Annotated in this window: 18 protein-coding genes; 14 read left to right on the top strand and 4 right to left on the bottom strand. The window is 64.2% G+C overall.

Translation table 11 applies throughout. The features are described from left to right. Window positions 1–153 precede the first annotated feature (153 nt). The 5 genes from C5O79_RS03190 (at window position 154) to C5O79_RS03170 (ending at window position 4,597) form a co-directional block, all read left to right on the top strand. On the top strand, window positions 154–1,188 hold the full coding sequence (locus C5O79_RS03190; RefSeq protein ID WP_046545198.1) for a methionine ABC transporter ATP-binding protein: 1,035 nt from the start codon (window positions 154–156) through the stop codon (window positions 1,186–1,188). Continuing rightward, window positions 1,178–1,831 (top strand): methionine ABC transporter permease, encoded by a 654-nt coding sequence (locus tag C5O79_RS03185; RefSeq protein WP_011351347.1) that lies wholly within the window; start codon window positions 1,178–1,180, stop codon window positions 1,829–1,831. Before C5O79_RS03190 ends, C5O79_RS03185 begins: the two co-directional genes overlap by 11 nt. Before the next feature lie 29 nt (window positions 1,832–1,860). Beyond that, complete coding sequence (locus C5O79_RS03180) at window positions 1,861–2,655, top strand: MetQ/NlpA family ABC transporter substrate-binding protein (protein ID WP_047850524.1); 795 nt, start codon at window positions 1,861–1,863, stop codon at window positions 2,653–2,655. Between the two features lie 228 nt (window positions 2,656–2,883). Then, complete coding sequence (locus tag C5O79_RS03175) at window positions 2,884–3,633, top strand: electron transfer flavoprotein subunit beta/FixA family protein (protein WP_122473684.1); 750 nt, start codon at window positions 2,884–2,886, stop codon at window positions 3,631–3,633. A gap of 16 nt (window positions 3,634–3,649) precedes the next feature. Beyond that, window positions 3,650–4,597 (top strand): FAD-binding protein, encoded by a 948-nt coding sequence (locus C5O79_RS03170; protein WP_122473685.1) that lies wholly within the window; start codon window positions 3,650–3,652, stop codon window positions 4,595–4,597. A gap of 321 nt (window positions 4,598–4,918) precedes the next feature. Here the strand turns inward: C5O79_RS03170 and C5O79_RS03165 are convergent, their stop codons facing one another. Beyond that, a complete protein-coding gene (locus tag C5O79_RS03165) occupies window positions 4,919–5,212 on the bottom strand; it encodes a hypothetical protein (protein WP_046545201.1) in 294 nt (97 codons plus the stop codon). A gap of 95 nt (window positions 5,213–5,307) precedes the next feature. Here C5O79_RS03165 and C5O79_RS03160 point away from each other — a divergent pair, with 95 nt between their 5' ends. Next, window positions 5,308–6,267, top strand: coding sequence for a helix-turn-helix domain-containing protein (locus C5O79_RS03160; RefSeq protein ID WP_046545202.1), 960 nt, complete (start codon window positions 5,308–5,310; stop codon window positions 6,265–6,267). 313 nt (window positions 6,268–6,580) lie between these two features. Here C5O79_RS03160 and C5O79_RS03155 read toward each other — a convergent pair whose 3' ends face one another. Next, window positions 6,581–7,867, bottom strand: a complete 1,287-nt coding sequence (locus C5O79_RS03155) for a D-amino acid dehydrogenase (RefSeq protein WP_011351352.1) — start codon at window positions 7,865–7,867, stop codon at window positions 6,581–6,583. A gap of 145 nt (window positions 7,868–8,012) precedes the next feature. Between C5O79_RS03155 and C5O79_RS03150 the strand changes: the two genes are divergently transcribed. Together C5O79_RS03150 and C5O79_RS03145 are read left to right on the top strand one after the other, a co-directional pair. After that, window positions 8,013–8,501 (top strand): Lrp/AsnC ligand binding domain-containing protein, encoded by a 489-nt coding sequence (locus C5O79_RS03150; RefSeq protein WP_011351353.1) that lies wholly within the window; start codon window positions 8,013–8,015, stop codon window positions 8,499–8,501. A 90-nt stretch (window positions 8,502–8,591) separates the two neighbouring features. Continuing rightward, window positions 8,592–9,773, top strand: a complete 1,182-nt coding sequence (locus C5O79_RS03145) for a PA0069 family radical SAM protein (protein WP_122473686.1) — start codon at window positions 8,592–8,594, stop codon at window positions 9,771–9,773. A 49-nt stretch (window positions 9,774–9,822) separates the two neighbouring features. Here the strand turns inward: C5O79_RS03145 and C5O79_RS03140 are convergent, their stop codons facing one another. Continuing rightward, complete coding sequence (locus tag C5O79_RS03140) at window positions 9,823–10,290, bottom strand: TM2 domain-containing protein (RefSeq protein ID WP_046545205.1); 468 nt, start codon at window positions 10,288–10,290, stop codon at window positions 9,823–9,825. Window positions 10,291–10,399: 109 nt separating this feature from the next. Further along, window positions 10,400–11,539 (bottom strand): sorbosone dehydrogenase family protein, encoded by a 1,140-nt coding sequence (locus C5O79_RS03135; RefSeq protein WP_122473687.1) that lies wholly within the window; start codon window positions 11,537–11,539, stop codon window positions 10,400–10,402. A 153-nt stretch (window positions 11,540–11,692) separates the two neighbouring features. Between C5O79_RS03135 and rpsP the strand changes: the two genes are divergently transcribed. From rpsP to C5O79_RS03105, 6 genes are all read left to right on the top strand, one after another. Beyond that, window positions 11,693–11,947 carry a 30S ribosomal protein S16 gene (gene rpsP / locus C5O79_RS03130; protein ID WP_006476550.1) on the top strand — a complete coding sequence of 85 codons (255 nt, stop codon included), beginning with the start codon at window positions 11,693–11,695 and terminating at the stop codon, window positions 11,945–11,947. Window positions 11,948–11,989: 42 nt separating this feature from the next. After that, a complete protein-coding gene (rimM, locus tag C5O79_RS03125; RefSeq protein ID WP_046545207.1) occupies window positions 11,990–12,667 on the top strand; it encodes a ribosome maturation factor RimM in 678 nt (225 codons plus the stop codon). Between the two features lies 1 nt (window position 12,668). Next, window positions 12,669–13,463: a tRNA (guanosine(37)-N1)-methyltransferase TrmD gene (gene trmD, locus C5O79_RS03120; RefSeq protein WP_046545208.1), complete on the top strand. Its 795-nt coding sequence runs from the start codon at window positions 12,669–12,671 to the stop codon at window positions 13,461–13,463. Window positions 13,464–13,596: 133 nt separating this feature from the next. Continuing rightward, a complete protein-coding gene (gene rplS, locus C5O79_RS03115) occupies window positions 13,597–13,989 on the top strand; it encodes a 50S ribosomal protein L19 (RefSeq protein WP_006753174.1) in 393 nt (130 codons plus the stop codon). An 87-nt stretch (window positions 13,990–14,076) separates the two neighbouring features. Next, window positions 14,077–14,763: a CoA pyrophosphatase gene (locus C5O79_RS03110; protein WP_047850521.1), complete on the top strand. Its 687-nt coding sequence runs from the start codon at window positions 14,077–14,079 to the stop codon at window positions 14,761–14,763. Between the two features lie 120 nt (window positions 14,764–14,883). Then, on the top strand, window positions 14,884–15,822 hold the full coding sequence (locus C5O79_RS03105; protein ID WP_011351361.1) for a CobD/CbiB family protein: 939 nt from the start codon (window positions 14,884–14,886) through the stop codon (window positions 15,820–15,822). Window positions 15,823–15,853 lie beyond the last annotated feature (31 nt).

Here is a 15,853-nt window from a genome sequence, read left to right as displayed (position 1 = left end):
CAGCGGTGCTCCTCTAATTTCGTGTGGTTATGAAAAGATCGAAATCGATTATTAAGGGGAATGAGGGGTTTGCGGTAAAATCGGCGGCTATTCCAGATGCATCGGCGGCCGACTGGCGGGCCAACTCGCCAGCCGGGCCGCCGTTTTGTTTACATGATCGAATTACGCAATCTTTCGCAGCGATTTCCCGGGCCGGGTGGCTGGGTCGAGGCGCTGCGCAACATCAACCTGACGATCCCGCAGGGCGAGGTGTTCGGCATCATCGGCCGAAGCGGCGCCGGCAAGAGCACGCTCGTGCGCACCATCAACCTGCTCACGCGGCCGACCGAAGGCAATGTCGTCGTCGGCGGGCGCGATCTCACGCTGCTGCCGGCTGGCGCGCTGCGCGAGGCGCGCCGCGAGATCGGCATGATCTTCCAGCACTTCAACCTGCTGTCGTCGCGCACGGTGTTCGACAACGTCGCGCTGCCGCTCGAACTGGCCGGTGCAAGCCGTGCCGAGATCGAGGCCGCCGTGCTGCCGCTGCTCGACCTCGTCGGGCTGTCCGCGCAGAAGGATCGCTATCCGTCGCAGATCAGCGGCGGGCAGAAGCAGCGCGTCGGCATCGCACGCGCGCTCGCGAGCCAGCCGAAGGTGCTGCTGTCGGATGAGGCGACGTCCGCGCTCGATCCCGAGACCACGCGTTCGATCCTCGACCTGCTGAAGCGCATCAACCGCGAACTCGGGCTGACGATCGTGCTGATCACGCACCAGATGGAGGTGATCAAGCAGGTGTGCGATCGCGTCGCGGTGCTCGATGCGGGGCGCGTGGTCGAGGAAGGTCGCGTGATCGACGTGTTCCTGCAACCGCATCACGAAGTGACGCGCGCGCTGATCGGCGACGTGATCGCGCAGGAGTTGCCGCCCGCGCTGAAGGTGCGCGTGGCCGAGCGGCTGAAGACGGGCAGCGGGCATCTGCTGCGGCTCGCGTTCACGGGTTCGGGTGTCGACCAGCCGATCCTGTCGGAGACGATCCGCCGGTACGAACTCGATTTCAACATCCTGCACGGCCAGATCGACGAGATCCAGGGGCAGGCGTTCGGTTCGCTCGCGGTGCTCGCGGGCGGCGAACCGGGCAAGGTCGGGCAGGCGCTCGCGTTCCTGCGCGAGCAAGGTGTGGTGGTAGAGGAGCTTTCGTATGTTGAGTGAGATGTTCGATATGTTCGTGCAGTCGTTCTGGGAGACGCTGATCATGGTCGGCATCTCCGGAGTGGTCGGCGCGCTCGTCGGCCTTCCGCTCGGCGTGCTGCTCTACCTGACCGACCGCCAGGGCGTGCTGCAGAACCTCGCGGTGAATCGCGTGCTCGGCGGCATCGTGAATGCCGTCCGCTCGACGCCGTTCATCATCCTGCTGGTCGCGGTGATTCCGTTTACGCGGCTCGTCACGGGTTCGTCGATCGGCACGGCCGCGGCGGTCGTGCCGCTGACGCTCGCGGCCGCGCCGTTCATCGCGCGTCTCGTCGAGACGGCGTTGCGCGAAGTCGACCGCGGGCTGATCGAGGCTGCGCAGTCGATGGGCGCGACCACGTCGCAGATCGTCTTCAAGGTGCTGCTGCCCGAATCGCTGCCGGGCGTCGTCGCAGGCCTGACGATCACGTTCGTGTCGCTGGTCGGCTATTCGGCGATGGCGGGCGCGATCGGCGGTGGCGGCCTCGGCGATCTCGGGATCCGCTATGGCTACCAGCGCTATCTGCCCGAAGTGATGTGGACGGTGGTTGCGATCCTGATCGTGTTCGTGCAGATCGTGCAGTCGTTCGGCGACTGGCTCGTCCGCCGGCTGAGCCACAAGTAAAACAAGATTGATCCATTAGGGGACACTCGATGCAACGACGCTTCATGCTGAAATTCGCGGCGGCACTGGGCGCGGCCGCGCTGTTCGCGGGCGCACACGCGCAGGCCGAAACCATCAAGGTGGGTGTGACGGGCGGGCCGCACGCGCAGATCATGGAAGCGGTGAAGAAGGTCGCGGCGAAGAGCGGCCTCGACATCCGCATCGTCGAATTCTCGGATTACGTGCAGCCGAATGCCGCGCTCGCGTCGGGCGACCTCGACGCGAACAGCTACCAGCACGATCCGTATCTGCAGGCACAGGTGAAGGATCGCGGCTACAAGCTGATCAAGGTCGCGGATACCGTCACGTTCCCGATGGGCATCTATTCGAAGCGTGTGAAATCGCTGGCCGAACTGAAGCCGGGCGCGCGCATCGCGGTCCCGAACGATCCGACCAACGGCGGCCGTGCGCTGCTGTTGCTGCAGAAGCAGGGCCTGCTGAAGCTGCGCGCCGACGCAGGGCTGAAGGCGACGCCGCTCGATATCGTCGACAATCCGCGCAAGCTGAAGATCGTCGAACTCGACGCGGCGCAGATTCCGCGGTCGCTCGGTGACGTCGACGCGGCCGCGATCAATACCAACTACGCGATGGAAGCGGGGTTGAAGCCGAAACAGGACGCGATCGCGATCGAGGGCCCGAACGGCCCGTATGCGAACATCCTCGCGATCCGCGAGGCGGACCGGAACAAGCCGTGGGTCGCGAAACTGGTCGCGGCCTACCATTCGGCCGAGGTGAAGCAATTCATCGAAGGCAAGTTCGGCGGCGCGGTCATCGCCGCCTGGTAACAGGCGAAGCACGGGGCGCCCGGCGCGATTAGAGTCGATGATCGAAAACCCGGGCTTTGCGTCCGGGTTTTTTCTCTTTTAAAATAGAACGACCGTTCGCTATCATTGGCGCGTCGCCAAGAAGCGGTATCCTCGACAACCACGAAGGTTGGGTCCGCTTGGCCGCGCAGTCATGAGGCCTCGCTATAAAATGGCCTCTGGTCGTATTCGTAACTTTGGAGCGTGTGCATGAAAATCCTGGTGCCAGTGAAAAGAGTGGTCGATTACAACGTGAAGGTCCGCGTGAAGTCGGACAACACGGGTGTCGACATCGCGAACGTGAAGATGTCGATGAACCCGTTCGACGAAATCGCGGTGGAAGAAGCGGTGCGCCTGAAGGAAGCGGGCGTCGCGACCGAAGTGATCGCGGTGTCGGTCGGCGTCGCGCAAGCGCAGGAAACGCTGCGTACGGCGCTGGCGATCGGTGCGGATCGCGCGATCCTCGTCGAGTCGAACGATGGCGTCGAGCCGCTGGGCGTCGCGAAGATCCTGAAGGCGCTGGTCGACAAGGAACAGCCGCAACTGGTGATCCTCGGCAAGCAGGCGATCGACGACGATTCGAACCAGACGGGCCAGATGCTGGCCGCTCTGGCAGGCCTGCCGCAAGCGACGTTCGCGTCGAAGGTGACGGTGGCCGACGGCCGTGCAACCGTTGCACGCGAAGTCGACGGAGGCGCGGAAACGCTGTCGCTTCAACTGCCCGCCGTCATCACCACGGACCTGCGCCTGAACGAGCCGCGCTACGTGACGCTGCCGAACATCATGAAGGCGAAGAAGAAGCCGCTCGAAACCGTGAAGCCGGAAGACCTGGGCGTGGACGTTGCGTCGCGTCTGAAGACGCTGAAGGTGGTCGAGCCGCCGAAGCGCGCAGCCGGCGTGAAGGTGCCGGACGTGAAGACGCTGGTCGAGAAGCTGAAGACCGAAGCCAAGGTGCTGTAAGAGGGAGCGGAAAGAAATGACGATTCTGGTGATTGCAGAACACGACAACGCGTCGATCAAGGCCGCGACGTTGAACACCGTGGCGGCGGCGGCCGAGGTTGGCAAATTCGTCGGCGGCGACATTCACGTGCTGGTCGCGGGCCACAATGCGCAAGCGGCTGCGGACGCAGCAGCGAAGATCGCAGGTGTGTCGAAGGTCCTCCTGGCCGACGCGCCGCAACTCGAAGCGGGTCTCGCGGAAAACGTCGAAGCGACCGCGCTGAACATCGCGAAGGACTACTCGCACATCCTCGCGCCGGCGACGGCCTACGGCAAGAACATCGCCCCGCGTATCGCCGCGAAGCTCGATGTTGCACAGATCTCGGACATCACGGCGGTCGATTCGGCCGACACGTTCGAGCGCCCGATCTACGCGGGCAACGCGATCGCGACGGTGCAGTCGAGCGATCCGATCAAGGTCATCACGGTGCGTGCAACGGGTTTCGATCCGGTGGCCTCGGAAGGCGGCAGCGGGTCGGTCGAGAAGATCGACGCGGCGGCCGATGCCGGCAAGTCGCAGTTCGTGAGCCGTGAAGTGACTAAGCTGGACCGTCCGGAACTGACGAGCGCAAGCATCATCGTGTCGGGCGGCCGTGGTCTGGGCAGCGGCGAGAACTACACGAAGGTGCTGGAGCCGCTGGCGGACAAGTTGTCGGCAGCACTGGGCGCCTCGCGCGCGGCAGTCGACGCAGGCTACGTGCCGAACGACTACCAGGTCGGCCAGACCGGCAAGATCGTCGCACCGCAGCTGTACATCGCGGTCGGTATCTCGGGTGCAATTCAGCATCTGGCCGGCATGAAGGATTCGAAGGTGATCGTTGCGATCAACAAGGATCCGGAAGCGCCGATCTTCAGCGTGGCCGATTACGGCCTCGTCGGCGATCTGTTCGCACTCGTGCCGGAGCTCGTGGCCGAGCTCGGCTAAAGCAGTGTGACGCTTCAGCGGTAAGCACACGAGAAGAGGGGGCGCGACGAGCGCCCCTTTTTTTTGGTTCATCGCGGATTCCCGGGGCGACGCGAGGAAGGGCGTCGGCGATCGGCCGGATGCGGTCGCTTGCCCCTCCGCCAGAGCCGTCACTGGAAGGGCAGGTTCGTTTGGCTCGCGGCCATCGAGGGGGGCGACGGACAGCCAGGGGCGGGTAGTGACGCTCCGTTGTCGCCTTCATGGTCAGCGCGCTTGCTGCCGCGTCAAGGCAGCTCGGTGCGCCGTCAAGAACTCGTAGCATCGTTGACGGCGCTATCAGGTCTATTGGCCCTGAAGCAGCATCCCGAGCGGCTTGAGCGGGCCGACCAGCAGGAACTCGAAGTCGAGGAAGCCCCCGGCCGCGAGGGGCATTGCGCGGACAATCGCCTTGGCTTCATCGACCGATTCGGCGTTCATCAGGAAGACCACCCCCGGATTGCCGTCGATAAAGTAAAACTGCTCGATCTTGCCTTCGAGGTAGAGCTTGAGCGTGTGGGGGACCTCCTTCGGCATGATTTGCTGCCGAACTTCGTCCGTGATGGGTTTCACGCCCTTTCCGATTGCGAAAACTTTCATTTGTCGTCTCCTTGTTGAATCGACGAGGCTGAGTCTAGTTCCCGCATTCGAAAGAAGGTACAGTCGTAAATGCCAATTTTTGGGTCGTTTACGCCATGCGAATCACGCTGATTGCTCTCGATGGAGTGTTTGACACCGGGTACACTGCGACGCTCGATGCGCTCAGGATCGCGAACGGTTTCGCGGCCCGGGAAGGCAGGCAACTACCGTTTGAAATAAGCGTGGTGGGAGTGCGCAAGAAGGTGCGGACCAATGGCGGACTGGTGATCCCCGTGCAGCCCATAACGTCGGCATTGATGCCGGACTGGGTGATCCTTCCGGCCCTGGCGACCTCGACACCAGAACTTCTGATTCCAGCGCTCGAGCGGTCCGACGTAAAGCAGGCCGTTGTGGAACTCAGGAGGTGGCATGGGCAGGGCGCGAAGATCGCCACGTCGTGTATCGGGGCGTTCGTGTTCGCCGAAACCGGTCTTCTCGATGATCGCGAGGCGACGACGACCTGGTGGCTTGCGCCGCTGTTCCGGCAACGCTTCCCCAAGGTGCAACTCGAAGAGTCGCGAATGCTGGTGCCGACCGATATCGGCGTAACAGCCGGCGCGGCGATGGGGCATCTCGACCTTGCGCTTTGGCTGATTCGCAAGGCTAGTCCGGAGTTGGCCGGTGTGGTCTCGAGATATCTGCTCGCCGACCTGCGTTCGTCGCAGGCGCAATACATCATCCCTAACCATCTGGCGCAGGCCGATCCCCTCGTCCTGCGTTTCGAGCGCTGGGCAAGGGATCATCTCAAAGACGGATTCTCCCTGCAGGATGCCGCTTCTGCGGTAGGGACCAGTACGCGCTCATTGCAGCGGCGATGCCAAGCCATACTGGGAAAATCACCCCTGTCGTATTTCCAGGACCTACGCGTGGAGCACGCCCAAGCGCTGCTCCATGGCGGCATGGACCTGGAAGCCGTGGCCGCCCAGGTGGGCTACATCGACGGGGCGACGTTGGGCGCGCTCCTGCGCCAGAGGACGGGGCGCGGTGTGCGCGACCTTCGCGCCGATCTGCGCTGACGGTTCGTCAACAGATCAGCGCGTCCAGTCGGCCGACGATGTGCGAAGCCTGCCCGGGAGGAAAAGGCCAGGGAACACTGCGCCGCGCAAGCCCGGCAAATCGCGACGACGAATACTGCCTCCTCGAGATCCGCGCCGCGTTCCCCGGAAATCCGCGATGAACCTTTTTTTTGCCGTCGACAGGAGGGGAAGAGGGTGACGCCTCATGAACCGTCGCGCCTCTCACCGGCATGACGACGATTCGATGAAATGAAAAAGGCGCCCTGAAGGGCGCCGTCCTATTTGATGCCGGCCGGCTGCGGCCTGCGTCGGCTTATGCGTATGCCGGGCGCGTCTGGCCGGCCACGTCCTTCAGGTAACGATGCACCGACAGGTCGTCGGCCTGGATCGCCGGCATCTTGCCGGAGATCAGGTCTGCGAGCAGTTGGCCCGAACCGCACGACATCGTCCAGCCGAGCGTGCCGTGGCCGGTGTTCAGGAACAGGTTCGACACCGGCGTGCGGCCGACGATCGGCGTGCCGTCCGGCGTCATCGGGCGCAGGCCCGTCCAGAACGTTGCCTTCGACGTGTCGCCGCCACCCGGGAACAGGTCGTTCACGCACATTTCGAGCGTTTCGCGGCGAGCGGCGCGCAGCTTCTTGTCGAAGCCGACGATTTCCGCCATGCCGCCGACGCGGATGCGCTGGTCGAAACGCGTGATCGCGATCTTGTAGGTTTCGTCGAGCACGGTCGACACGGGCGCGGCCGCTTCGTTGACGATCGGCGCGGTGATCGAATAGCCCTTCAGCGGATAGACGGGGATCTTCATCAGGTTCGAGATGAAGCTGGTCGAGTACGAGCCGAGCGCAACGACATACGCGTCCGCGCGCACCGTCTCGCTGCCGCACTGCACGCCGGCGATCTTGCCGCCGGCGATCGCGAGCGCGTCGATAGGCGTGTTGTAGCGGAACTTCACTCCAAGCGATTCGGCAAGCGCTGCAAGGCGCGTCGTAAACAGCTGGCAGTCGCCCGTTTCGTCACCCGGCAGGCGCAGGCCGCCCGTCAGCTTGTGCGAGACGGCGGCAAGCGCCGGTTCGGCTTTCTTCAGGTCGGCCGGGGAAAGCAGTTCGAACGGCACGTTCGCTTCCTGCAGGACGGCGATGTCCTTCGCCGCGCCGTCGAGTTGCTGCTGCGTGCGGAACAGTTGCAGCGTGCCGCCCGTGCGGCCTTCGTACTGGATGCCGGTGTCGGCGCGCAAGGCCTGCAGGCAGTCGCGGCTGTATTCGGCGAGGCGAACCATGCGCCCCTTGTTGACCGCGTAGCGCTCGGCCGTGCAGTTGCGCAGCATCTGATACATCCACTGGAGCTGGAAGCGCGTGCCGTCGAGGCGGATCGCGAGCGGCGCGTGCTTTTCGAACATCCACTTGACGGCCTTCAGCGGCACGCCGGGTGCAGCCCACGGCGCGGCATAGCCGGGGGAGATCTGGCCTGCGTTCGCGAAGCTCGTCTCGAGCGCCGGGCCGGCTTCCCGGTCGATCACCGTGACTTCATGGCCGGCGCGCGCGAGGTAATACGCGCTTGCCACGCCCACCACACCGCTGCCCAGAATGACGACTCGCATAGCTGCTCCAGATGGAAGGGACCAGATCGAGGCCGGGCGCACCTGCGTCTCCGTGTAACCTCTAGCTGATCTAGTTTTTTGCGCTATGGTATTGTCGAATGTGTAGGTTTTGTTATCGTATTTTTCAGGTTTTCAGCATAAACAAATGAGAACGCAACGTCAGCCCGTACGCTCGCTCGACAAGCTCGACCGACGCATCCTGAAACTGCTCCAGGACGACGGCCGGATGGCGATGAAAGACCTTGCGGAACAGGTTGGACTGACCGTCACGCCGTGTATCGAGCGTGTGCGGCGCATGGAGCGCGATGGCGTGATCACCGGCTATCACGCGCGGGTCGACCCGCACCAGCTGGATGCCGCGCTGCTGGTGTTCGTCGAGATCACGCTCGGCCACAAGGGCGGCAACATGTTCGAGCAGTTCCGCCGGGAAGTGATGAAGATCGACGAGGTGCTCGAGTGTCATCTCGTGTCCGGCGATTTCGACTACCTGATCAAGGCACGGATCGGTGAGATGGCCGACTACCGGAAGCTGCTCGGCGACATCCTGCTGCAGCTGCCCGGCGCCGTGCAGTCGAAGAGCTATGTGGTGATGGAGGAAATCAAGGAGACGCTGACGATCGCGGTGGGCGACTGACGCGCCTGCGGCAGGCCGTCGGGCCCTTTATCCCGCCCTTGGCATGCTGCACCCAATACTGTATAAACATACAGTATTGGGTGCAGGCGAATGGGTGGGCACATGGACGATCGATCCGACAACGAATTTCCGGTAGCGCCGCCCGCGCCCCGCAAGGGGCGCGGTGCGGTCGACAACCTGCAGGGGCGATATGAAATCGCGCAACGCGAAGCGGTCGACGACGGCTGGACACACGAGTCCGACGATGCCGACTTCCCCGCGCCGCTGCGCACGCAGGTCTTCGAGGAGCGCGCGAAGAGCATCCTGACGCACAACCAGTCGCCCGACATTCCATTCAGCGTATCGCTCAATCCATATCGCGGCTGCGAGCACGGCTGCATCTACTGCTTCGCGCGGCCGACGCACAGCTATCTCGGCCTGTCGCCGGGGCTCGATTTCGAAAGTCGCATTTATGCGAAGGTCAATGCGGCCGAACTGCTCGAGCGCGAGATTTCGCGCAAGCGGTACGTGCCGGAGCCGATCGCGCTCGGCGTCAACACCGACGCATACCAGCCGGTCGAGCGTGACCTGCGTATCACGCGCAGCGTGATCCAGGTGATGCACGATCGCGGGTTGCCGTTCGCCGCGATCACGAAGTCGTCGCTGATCGAACGCGATCTCGACCTGCTCGCGCCAATGGCCGAACGCGGTCAGGTGATGGCGGCGGTCACGATCACGACGCTCGATGCCGATCTTGCGCGCACGCTCGAGCCGCGCGCGGCAACGCCGGCGCGGCGGTTGCGCACGATTCGTGCGCTGAGCGAGGCGGGTGTGCCGGTCGGCGTGAGCATCGCACCGATGATTCCGTTCGTCACCGAGCCCGACATGGAGCGCGTGCTCGAGGCGTGCGCGGAAGCCGGCGCGACGCACGCAAGCTACATCATCCTGAGGCTGCCGTGGGAAGTCGCGCCGCTGTTCAAGAACTGGCTTGCCGCGCATTTTCCCGATCGCGCGGAGCGTGTGATGAACCGCGTGCGCGACATGCGCGGCGGGAAAGACTACGACTCGGATTTCTCGAAACGGATGAAGGGCGAGGGGGTCTGGGCCGACTTGCTGCGGCAGCGCTTCCGCCAGGCCGTCAGGCGGCTGGGGCTGAACGAACGCACGAACGGGATTCTCGATCTGTCGCAGTTTCGCGGCGCGTCGGCCACCGCGGCGCCGCGTGTTGCTGTTCGTGCTGCAGCGACGCGGTCGACGCAGACGCGTGACGACACGCAATTGAACCTGTTCTGACCGGCCTGCCAAACCGGCGCAGGGCGCCGGTGCGTAGCGGCCGTTGCGCTTACTGCGAAATCTGCTTGGCTGCTTCGACCTGCGACTCGAAGTACGTCTGGAACGACAGCGCGAGTGCGGTCATCAGCAGGAATGCACCGATCAGCAGCGAGAAGATCACCACGAAGATCACGGTCCAGCCCGACTTGCTGTGCTTGCCCGTTTCCACGTTGAATTGCGCGTCCCATTTTTCGTCGGGGCGCAGCCCGTAGACGAGCGCGGCGAGGAACGCTGCCAGCAGCGAGATCGCACCGGGAACGGCAAGCCACCAGCCGAGGCCCGCGCTGCGCTGGGTTGCGGCGAGCAGGAGGAAGCCCGGGATGCCGACGATCGTCGCGAGCAGGTGAGCCCAGCCGAACACGTCGCGGAAGCCATACAGGTAGAAGCGGTGCGCGCCGAGCGATCCGAACAGGAACGCAAGGGCGGCGGTGAGCGTCTTGGAGCGAAAGCGGCGGGACGGTGCGGTGCTGCTGGACATGGATGGCGGCGTATTGTCGTTGGCATGGGCGGCCGGCGGGCCGGCGCGGGCGCGCGGCCCGGCACGCATTCTACGATGCCCGGTCGGGCCCGGTCATCCCTGTCCTGCGTCAAGGTGCCGCATAGGTCACACGGTAGATCGCACCCGCGTAGTCGTCGCTGACGAGCAGTGAGCCATCCGGCAGCGGTAGCACGTCGGCAGGGCGTCCCCACACCGTGCCGTCGGGGCGCAGCCAGCCCGTGACGAATGGGGTCTGGTGTGCCTGGCTGCCATCCGCCGAGACGACGACGCGCATCACGCGGTAGCCGACCTTCGTGCTGCGATTCCACGAGCCGTGTTCGGCGATGAAGACGTTATTGCGATATGACGCCGGAAACATCGACCCTGAATAGAAGCGCATGCCGAGTGCTGCGACGTGTGCGCCGAGTTTCAATACGGGCGGCACATAGCGGCGGCATACGTCGGCGCCACCGTATTCGGGGTCGGGCGTGTCGCCGCCATGGCAATACGGGAAGCCGAAGTCGAGGCCCGCGCGCGGTGCGCGGTTCAGCTTGTCGTCGGGCACGTCGTCACCCATCATGTCGCGCCCGTTGTCGGTAAACCAAAGCTCGCCCGAATCGGGGTGCCATGCGAAGCCGACCGTATTGCGTACGCCGCGGGCGACAACCTCGCTCCCGCTGCCGTCCGCCTTCATGCGTGCGATGATCGCGTAGCGGCTGCGATCGGCGAGACAGACGTTGCACGGTGCGCCGGTCGGTACATATAGCTTGCCGTCGGGGCCGAACGCGATGAATTTCCAGCCGTGATGGTGTTCGGTCGGCAGCGCGTCGGTGACGACGGCGGGTTTGGGTGGTTTAGCGAGCCGATCGTCGATGTGATCGAGACGCAGGATGCGTGAGACGGCGGATATATAGAGTGCGCCGTCACGGTAGGCGACACCGACCGGCATGTCGAGCCCGGAAGCGATCACATAGCGTGCGCTGATCCGGCCCTCATGCATCACGAGCGCATGCACGCGGCCTTCCCGGGTGCCGACATAAAGAATGCCGCGCGGCGACCACGCCATTTCGCGTGCGGTCGGTACCGCGTCGGCCAGCACTTCGACGTGGAAGCCGGGCGGCACGACCAGTTCGCCCACCGGCAACGGCGCGGCAAACGCCGGTGCGGACACGAGGCAGGCAAGGCCGGCAAGCAGCGCCGCGAAACGGTGCTGCGCGCGGCGCATCGAAGCGGCGCGAAGGGGCGGCATGGCGGTGTGGAACGTCTCGGACACGACGATTGTATGCCCGGCGGACAGGCCGCCTCCCGATTTTTTACGCGTAAGTGTTTGTTGTACCTCTGGTTTCCGGCTATAATCGCGTGTTTCAGTAGTTTCGAACCCGGTTTTCCCGAAGGACATCATATGGTTATCATCCGTCTGGCTCGTGGCGGCTCGAAGAAGCGCCCGTTCTACAACATCGTTGCTACCGATTCGCGCAACCGTCGTGACGGCCGCTTCATCGAGCGCGTCGGCTTTTACAATCCGGTCGCTACGAAGGGCGAATCGCTGCGTATCGCTCAGGATCGCCTGACGTACTGGCAAGGCGTTGGCGCGCAACTGTCGCCGACCGTCCAGCGTCTCGTGAAGGAAGCGCAAAAGGCGCAACCGGCTGCCTAACATGGCACGGTGTGCCGGTCGTGCCGGCTGTGAGGTGAATTAATGGCGGGTCACGATTCCGGTAATGCAAGGCGCGGGCGTGCGTCGTTTGGCGCATTCGTCCGCAAGCCGGTCGAACGCGACGCTGTCGCGGACGCCGGTCAGGCTGCCGAGCAGGGCAGTCTCGAAGTGGCGCAAGCCTGGCCCGACGATGCCGTCGAGGTCGGAGCGGTGGTCGACGCCTATGGCCTGAAGGGTTGGGTCAAGGTGGCGACGCATGCCGACGCCGGCCGCGGCGGCGATGCGCTGCTCAAGGCGCGCCACTGGTGGCTGGAACGCGGTGCGGAGCGGCTTTCCGTCCGCATCATGCAGTCGAAGGCGCACAGCGACACCGTCGTTGCGCAACCCGCGGGCGTCAGCGACCGCGATGCCGCGTACGCTATGCGCGGCTTTCGCGTGTTCGTGCGCCGGGAAGATTTCCCGGCATTGGCCGCGGACGAATTCTATTGGGTCGACCTGATCGGTCTCGACGTCGTCAACGAGCAATCGGTGGCACTCGGGAAGGTGAGCGGGATGATCGACAATGGCGTGCATTCGATCATGCGTGTCGAGTATCCGGCAACCGGCAAAGACGGTCAGCCGACCACCGACGAGCGGTTGATTCCGTTCGTCGGCGTATACGTCAAAACGGTGGATCAGGCGGCGCGTCGTATAGTCGTCGACTGGGAAGCCGATTACTGAAATGAACCAGGTTACCGAGAGCGCGGTGCAGTTCGACGTCGTCACGCTCTTTCCCGAGATGTTCCGTGCACTGACCGACTGGGGGATCACCAGCCGGGCCGTCAAGCAAGGGCGCTTCGGGCTGCGCACCTGGAACCCGCGTGATTTCACGACGGACAACTACCGCACGGTCGACGATCGTCCGTACGGCGGCGGTCCGGGCATGGTGATGCTGGCCAGGCCGCTCGAAGCCGCGATCGATGCCGCGAAAGCGGCGCAGGCGGAGCAGGGGATCGCGAGCACGCGTGTCGTGATGATGTCGCCGCAGGGCGCGCCGCTCACGCACGATCGTGCGCTGCGGATGGCGCAGGAACCCGGTGTCGTCGTGCTGTGCGGCCGCTATGAAGCGATCGACCAGCGCCTGCTCGATCGATGCGTCGACGAGGAAATCAGCCTCGGCGATTTCGTCCTGTCCGGCGGAGAATTGCCGGCGATGGCGATGATGGATGCTGTCGTGCGGTTGCTGCCCGGTGTGCTGAACGATTCGCTGTCGGCCGTGCAGGACAGTTTCGCTGACGGCCTGCTCGATTGTCCGCACTACACGCGCCCGGAGGAATACGACGGCGTGCGCGTGCCGGACGTGCTGCTCGGCGGGCATCATGCCGAGATCGAGAAGTGGCGGCGGCAGGAAGCATTGAGGAATACGTTGCGGAAGCGGCCGGACCTGATCGTCCGGGCGCGCCGCGAGAAGTTGTTGAGCCGCGCCGACGAGGCGTGGCTTGCGAACCTCGCACGCGAAGCGAAGGACGCCTCCTGAGGCGGCTGCGCGAGCGGGAATTGGCGGTGCCGTGCATGCGTGTGCGGCGCCTGATGTGAATCCATCCTCTATCGGGGCCAGGCCTGGAAGCAGGCGGGTGTCAACGCCGACACGATGGCATAAGGAGTCAGTAATGAATCTGATCGCAAAACTTGAGCAGGAAGAAATCGAGCGCGCGCTCGCCGGCAAGACGATCCCCGAATTCGCCCCGGGCGACACGGTGATCGTGAACGTGAACGTGGTTGAAGGTAACCGCAAGCGCGTTCAGGCTTACGAAGGCGTCGTGATCGCGATTCGCAACCGTGGCCTGAACTCGAACTTCATCGTCCGCAAGATCTCGTCGGGCGAAGGCGTCGAGCGTACGTTCCAGACGTACTCGCCGCTGCTGGCAAGCATCGTCGTGAAGCGCCGCGGTGATGTGCGTCGTGCGAAGCTGTACTACCTGCGCGAGCGTTCGGGCAAGTCGGCTCGTATCAAGGAAAAGCTGGTGTCGAAGGATCGCGCCGCAGCAGCTTCCCAAGAGTAAGAGCTGTAAGGAAAAAGCACCCAACCGGGTGCTTTTTTCATTCTGGCGCGACAATATGCTCGATACGACACGAACCCGAGAGCCCCATTGAATCGCCGCCCCATCATCGATCCCGAAGTCCTGCCGGTCGAAGGCACCGGCGCCGGCCTGCCGGCCATCGATTCCCGCCTGATGACGCCGTCCGGCCTGCGCGACCGTTTCGCGCGCACCCTCGAATGGAGCGTCGAGCCCGGCGAGGCGAGGTTGCAGGAGGGCGTCGATCCACGCAGCGCGGCCGTCCTTGTGCCGCTCATCGTCCGCGAGTCCGGTCTCACCATGCTGCTGACCCAGCGCGCCGACCATCTGAACGACCACGCCGGACAGATCAGCTTCCCCGGCGGTCGTCGCGAACCGTTCGATCTCGATGCAACCGCAACCGCGTTGCGCGAGGCGAAGGAAGAGATCGGTCTGGCAGACGAGCGTGTCGAGATCCTCGGCGCGCTGCCCGACTACCTGACCGGTACGGGTTTTTGCGTGACACCGGTGGTCGGCCTCGTGCATCCGCCGTTCACCGTGCAGGCCGACACGTTCGAAGTGGCCGAGATTTTCGAGGTCCCGCTTGCGTTCCTGATGAATCCCGCGAACCATCAGGTCCGTGTGTTCCGCTGGGAAGGCGGCGAGCGTCGTTTTTTTGCGATGCCCTATCCGAATGGCGAGCCCGGCGGGCATTACTTCATCTGGGGCGCAACTGCCGCCATGTTGCGCAATCTGTACCGCTTCTTGGCCGCCGGCTAGGCGTGCACGGCTGTCGGCGTGCGGGGCCGGCTGGCCGGCGACTGCACCGGCAGCCATCCGGTGCTTACGCTGTGCTATCGTTATGCAAAAAATGACATAACTCCGAAGACGGCGCCACGCATGACTTTCTTTTCGGTTCTCCTCGCTCTCATCATCGAACAGGTCCGCGCGTTGTCGCCGAACAATCCGGTGTTCGCGCTGTTCCAGTTTCATGCGGAAACCGTCGCGCATGGTCTCGACGCGGGCAAGCAGAAGCACGGCATCCTCGCGTGGCTCGCGGTCGTGCTGCCGTGGGTGCTGATCGTCGCGCTGATCTATTTCCTGCTGTTCAAGGTGAGCTTCGTGCTCGCATTCATCTGGAACGTCGTCGTCGTGTATTTCACGCTCGGCTTCCGCCAGTTCAGCCATTACTTCACCGACATTCACCTCGCGCTCAACAACGACGACGTGCCGCGTGCACGCGAAATCCTGCACGAGTGGACGGGCATCGACACGGTCGACATGCCGGTCGGCGAAATCGTCCGCCATACGCTGATTCACGCCGTCGTCGCATCGCATCGCCACGTGTTCGGCGTGTTCTTCTGGTATGTGTTGCCGATCGGGCCGGCCGGGGCCGTGCTGTACCGAATCTCCGAATACCTCGCGCGCAGCTGGTCGACGCCCGGCGACGACCGCACGGCGGCATTCTCGACGTTCGCGCAGCGCGCGTTCTTCGTGATCGACTGGATTCCCGCGCGATTGACCGCGCTCGGCTTCGCGATCGTCGGCAATTTCGAGGACGCGATTTATGCGTGGCGCAACCACACGCGCCAGTGGCCCGATCCGAACGATGGCGTCCTGCTCGCAGCCGGCAGCGGCGCGCTCGGCGCACGCCTCGCGGGGCCGCTTGCCGAACCGTCGAGTCTCGATGCGCTGGCAGTCGGCGACAGTGGTCCGCTGACGGTCGGTGACGATTGCACGCCGCGTACGCTGCAATCCGCGGTGGGCCTCGTCTGGCGTGCGGTGATCCTGTGGATGATTCTGCTGCTGATGCTGACGCTCGCCGTCTGGGTGTCGTGACGGTGCGGTACCCGATGAAAGGCAGAAGGCC

The sequence above is a fragment of the Burkholderia sp. SRS-25 genome, from assembly GCF_004343765.1.
Classification (GTDB): domain Bacteria; phylum Pseudomonadota; class Gammaproteobacteria; order Burkholderiales; family Burkholderiaceae; genus Burkholderia; species Burkholderia contaminans.
This window is presented reverse-complemented; position numbering and strand designations above follow the sequence as displayed.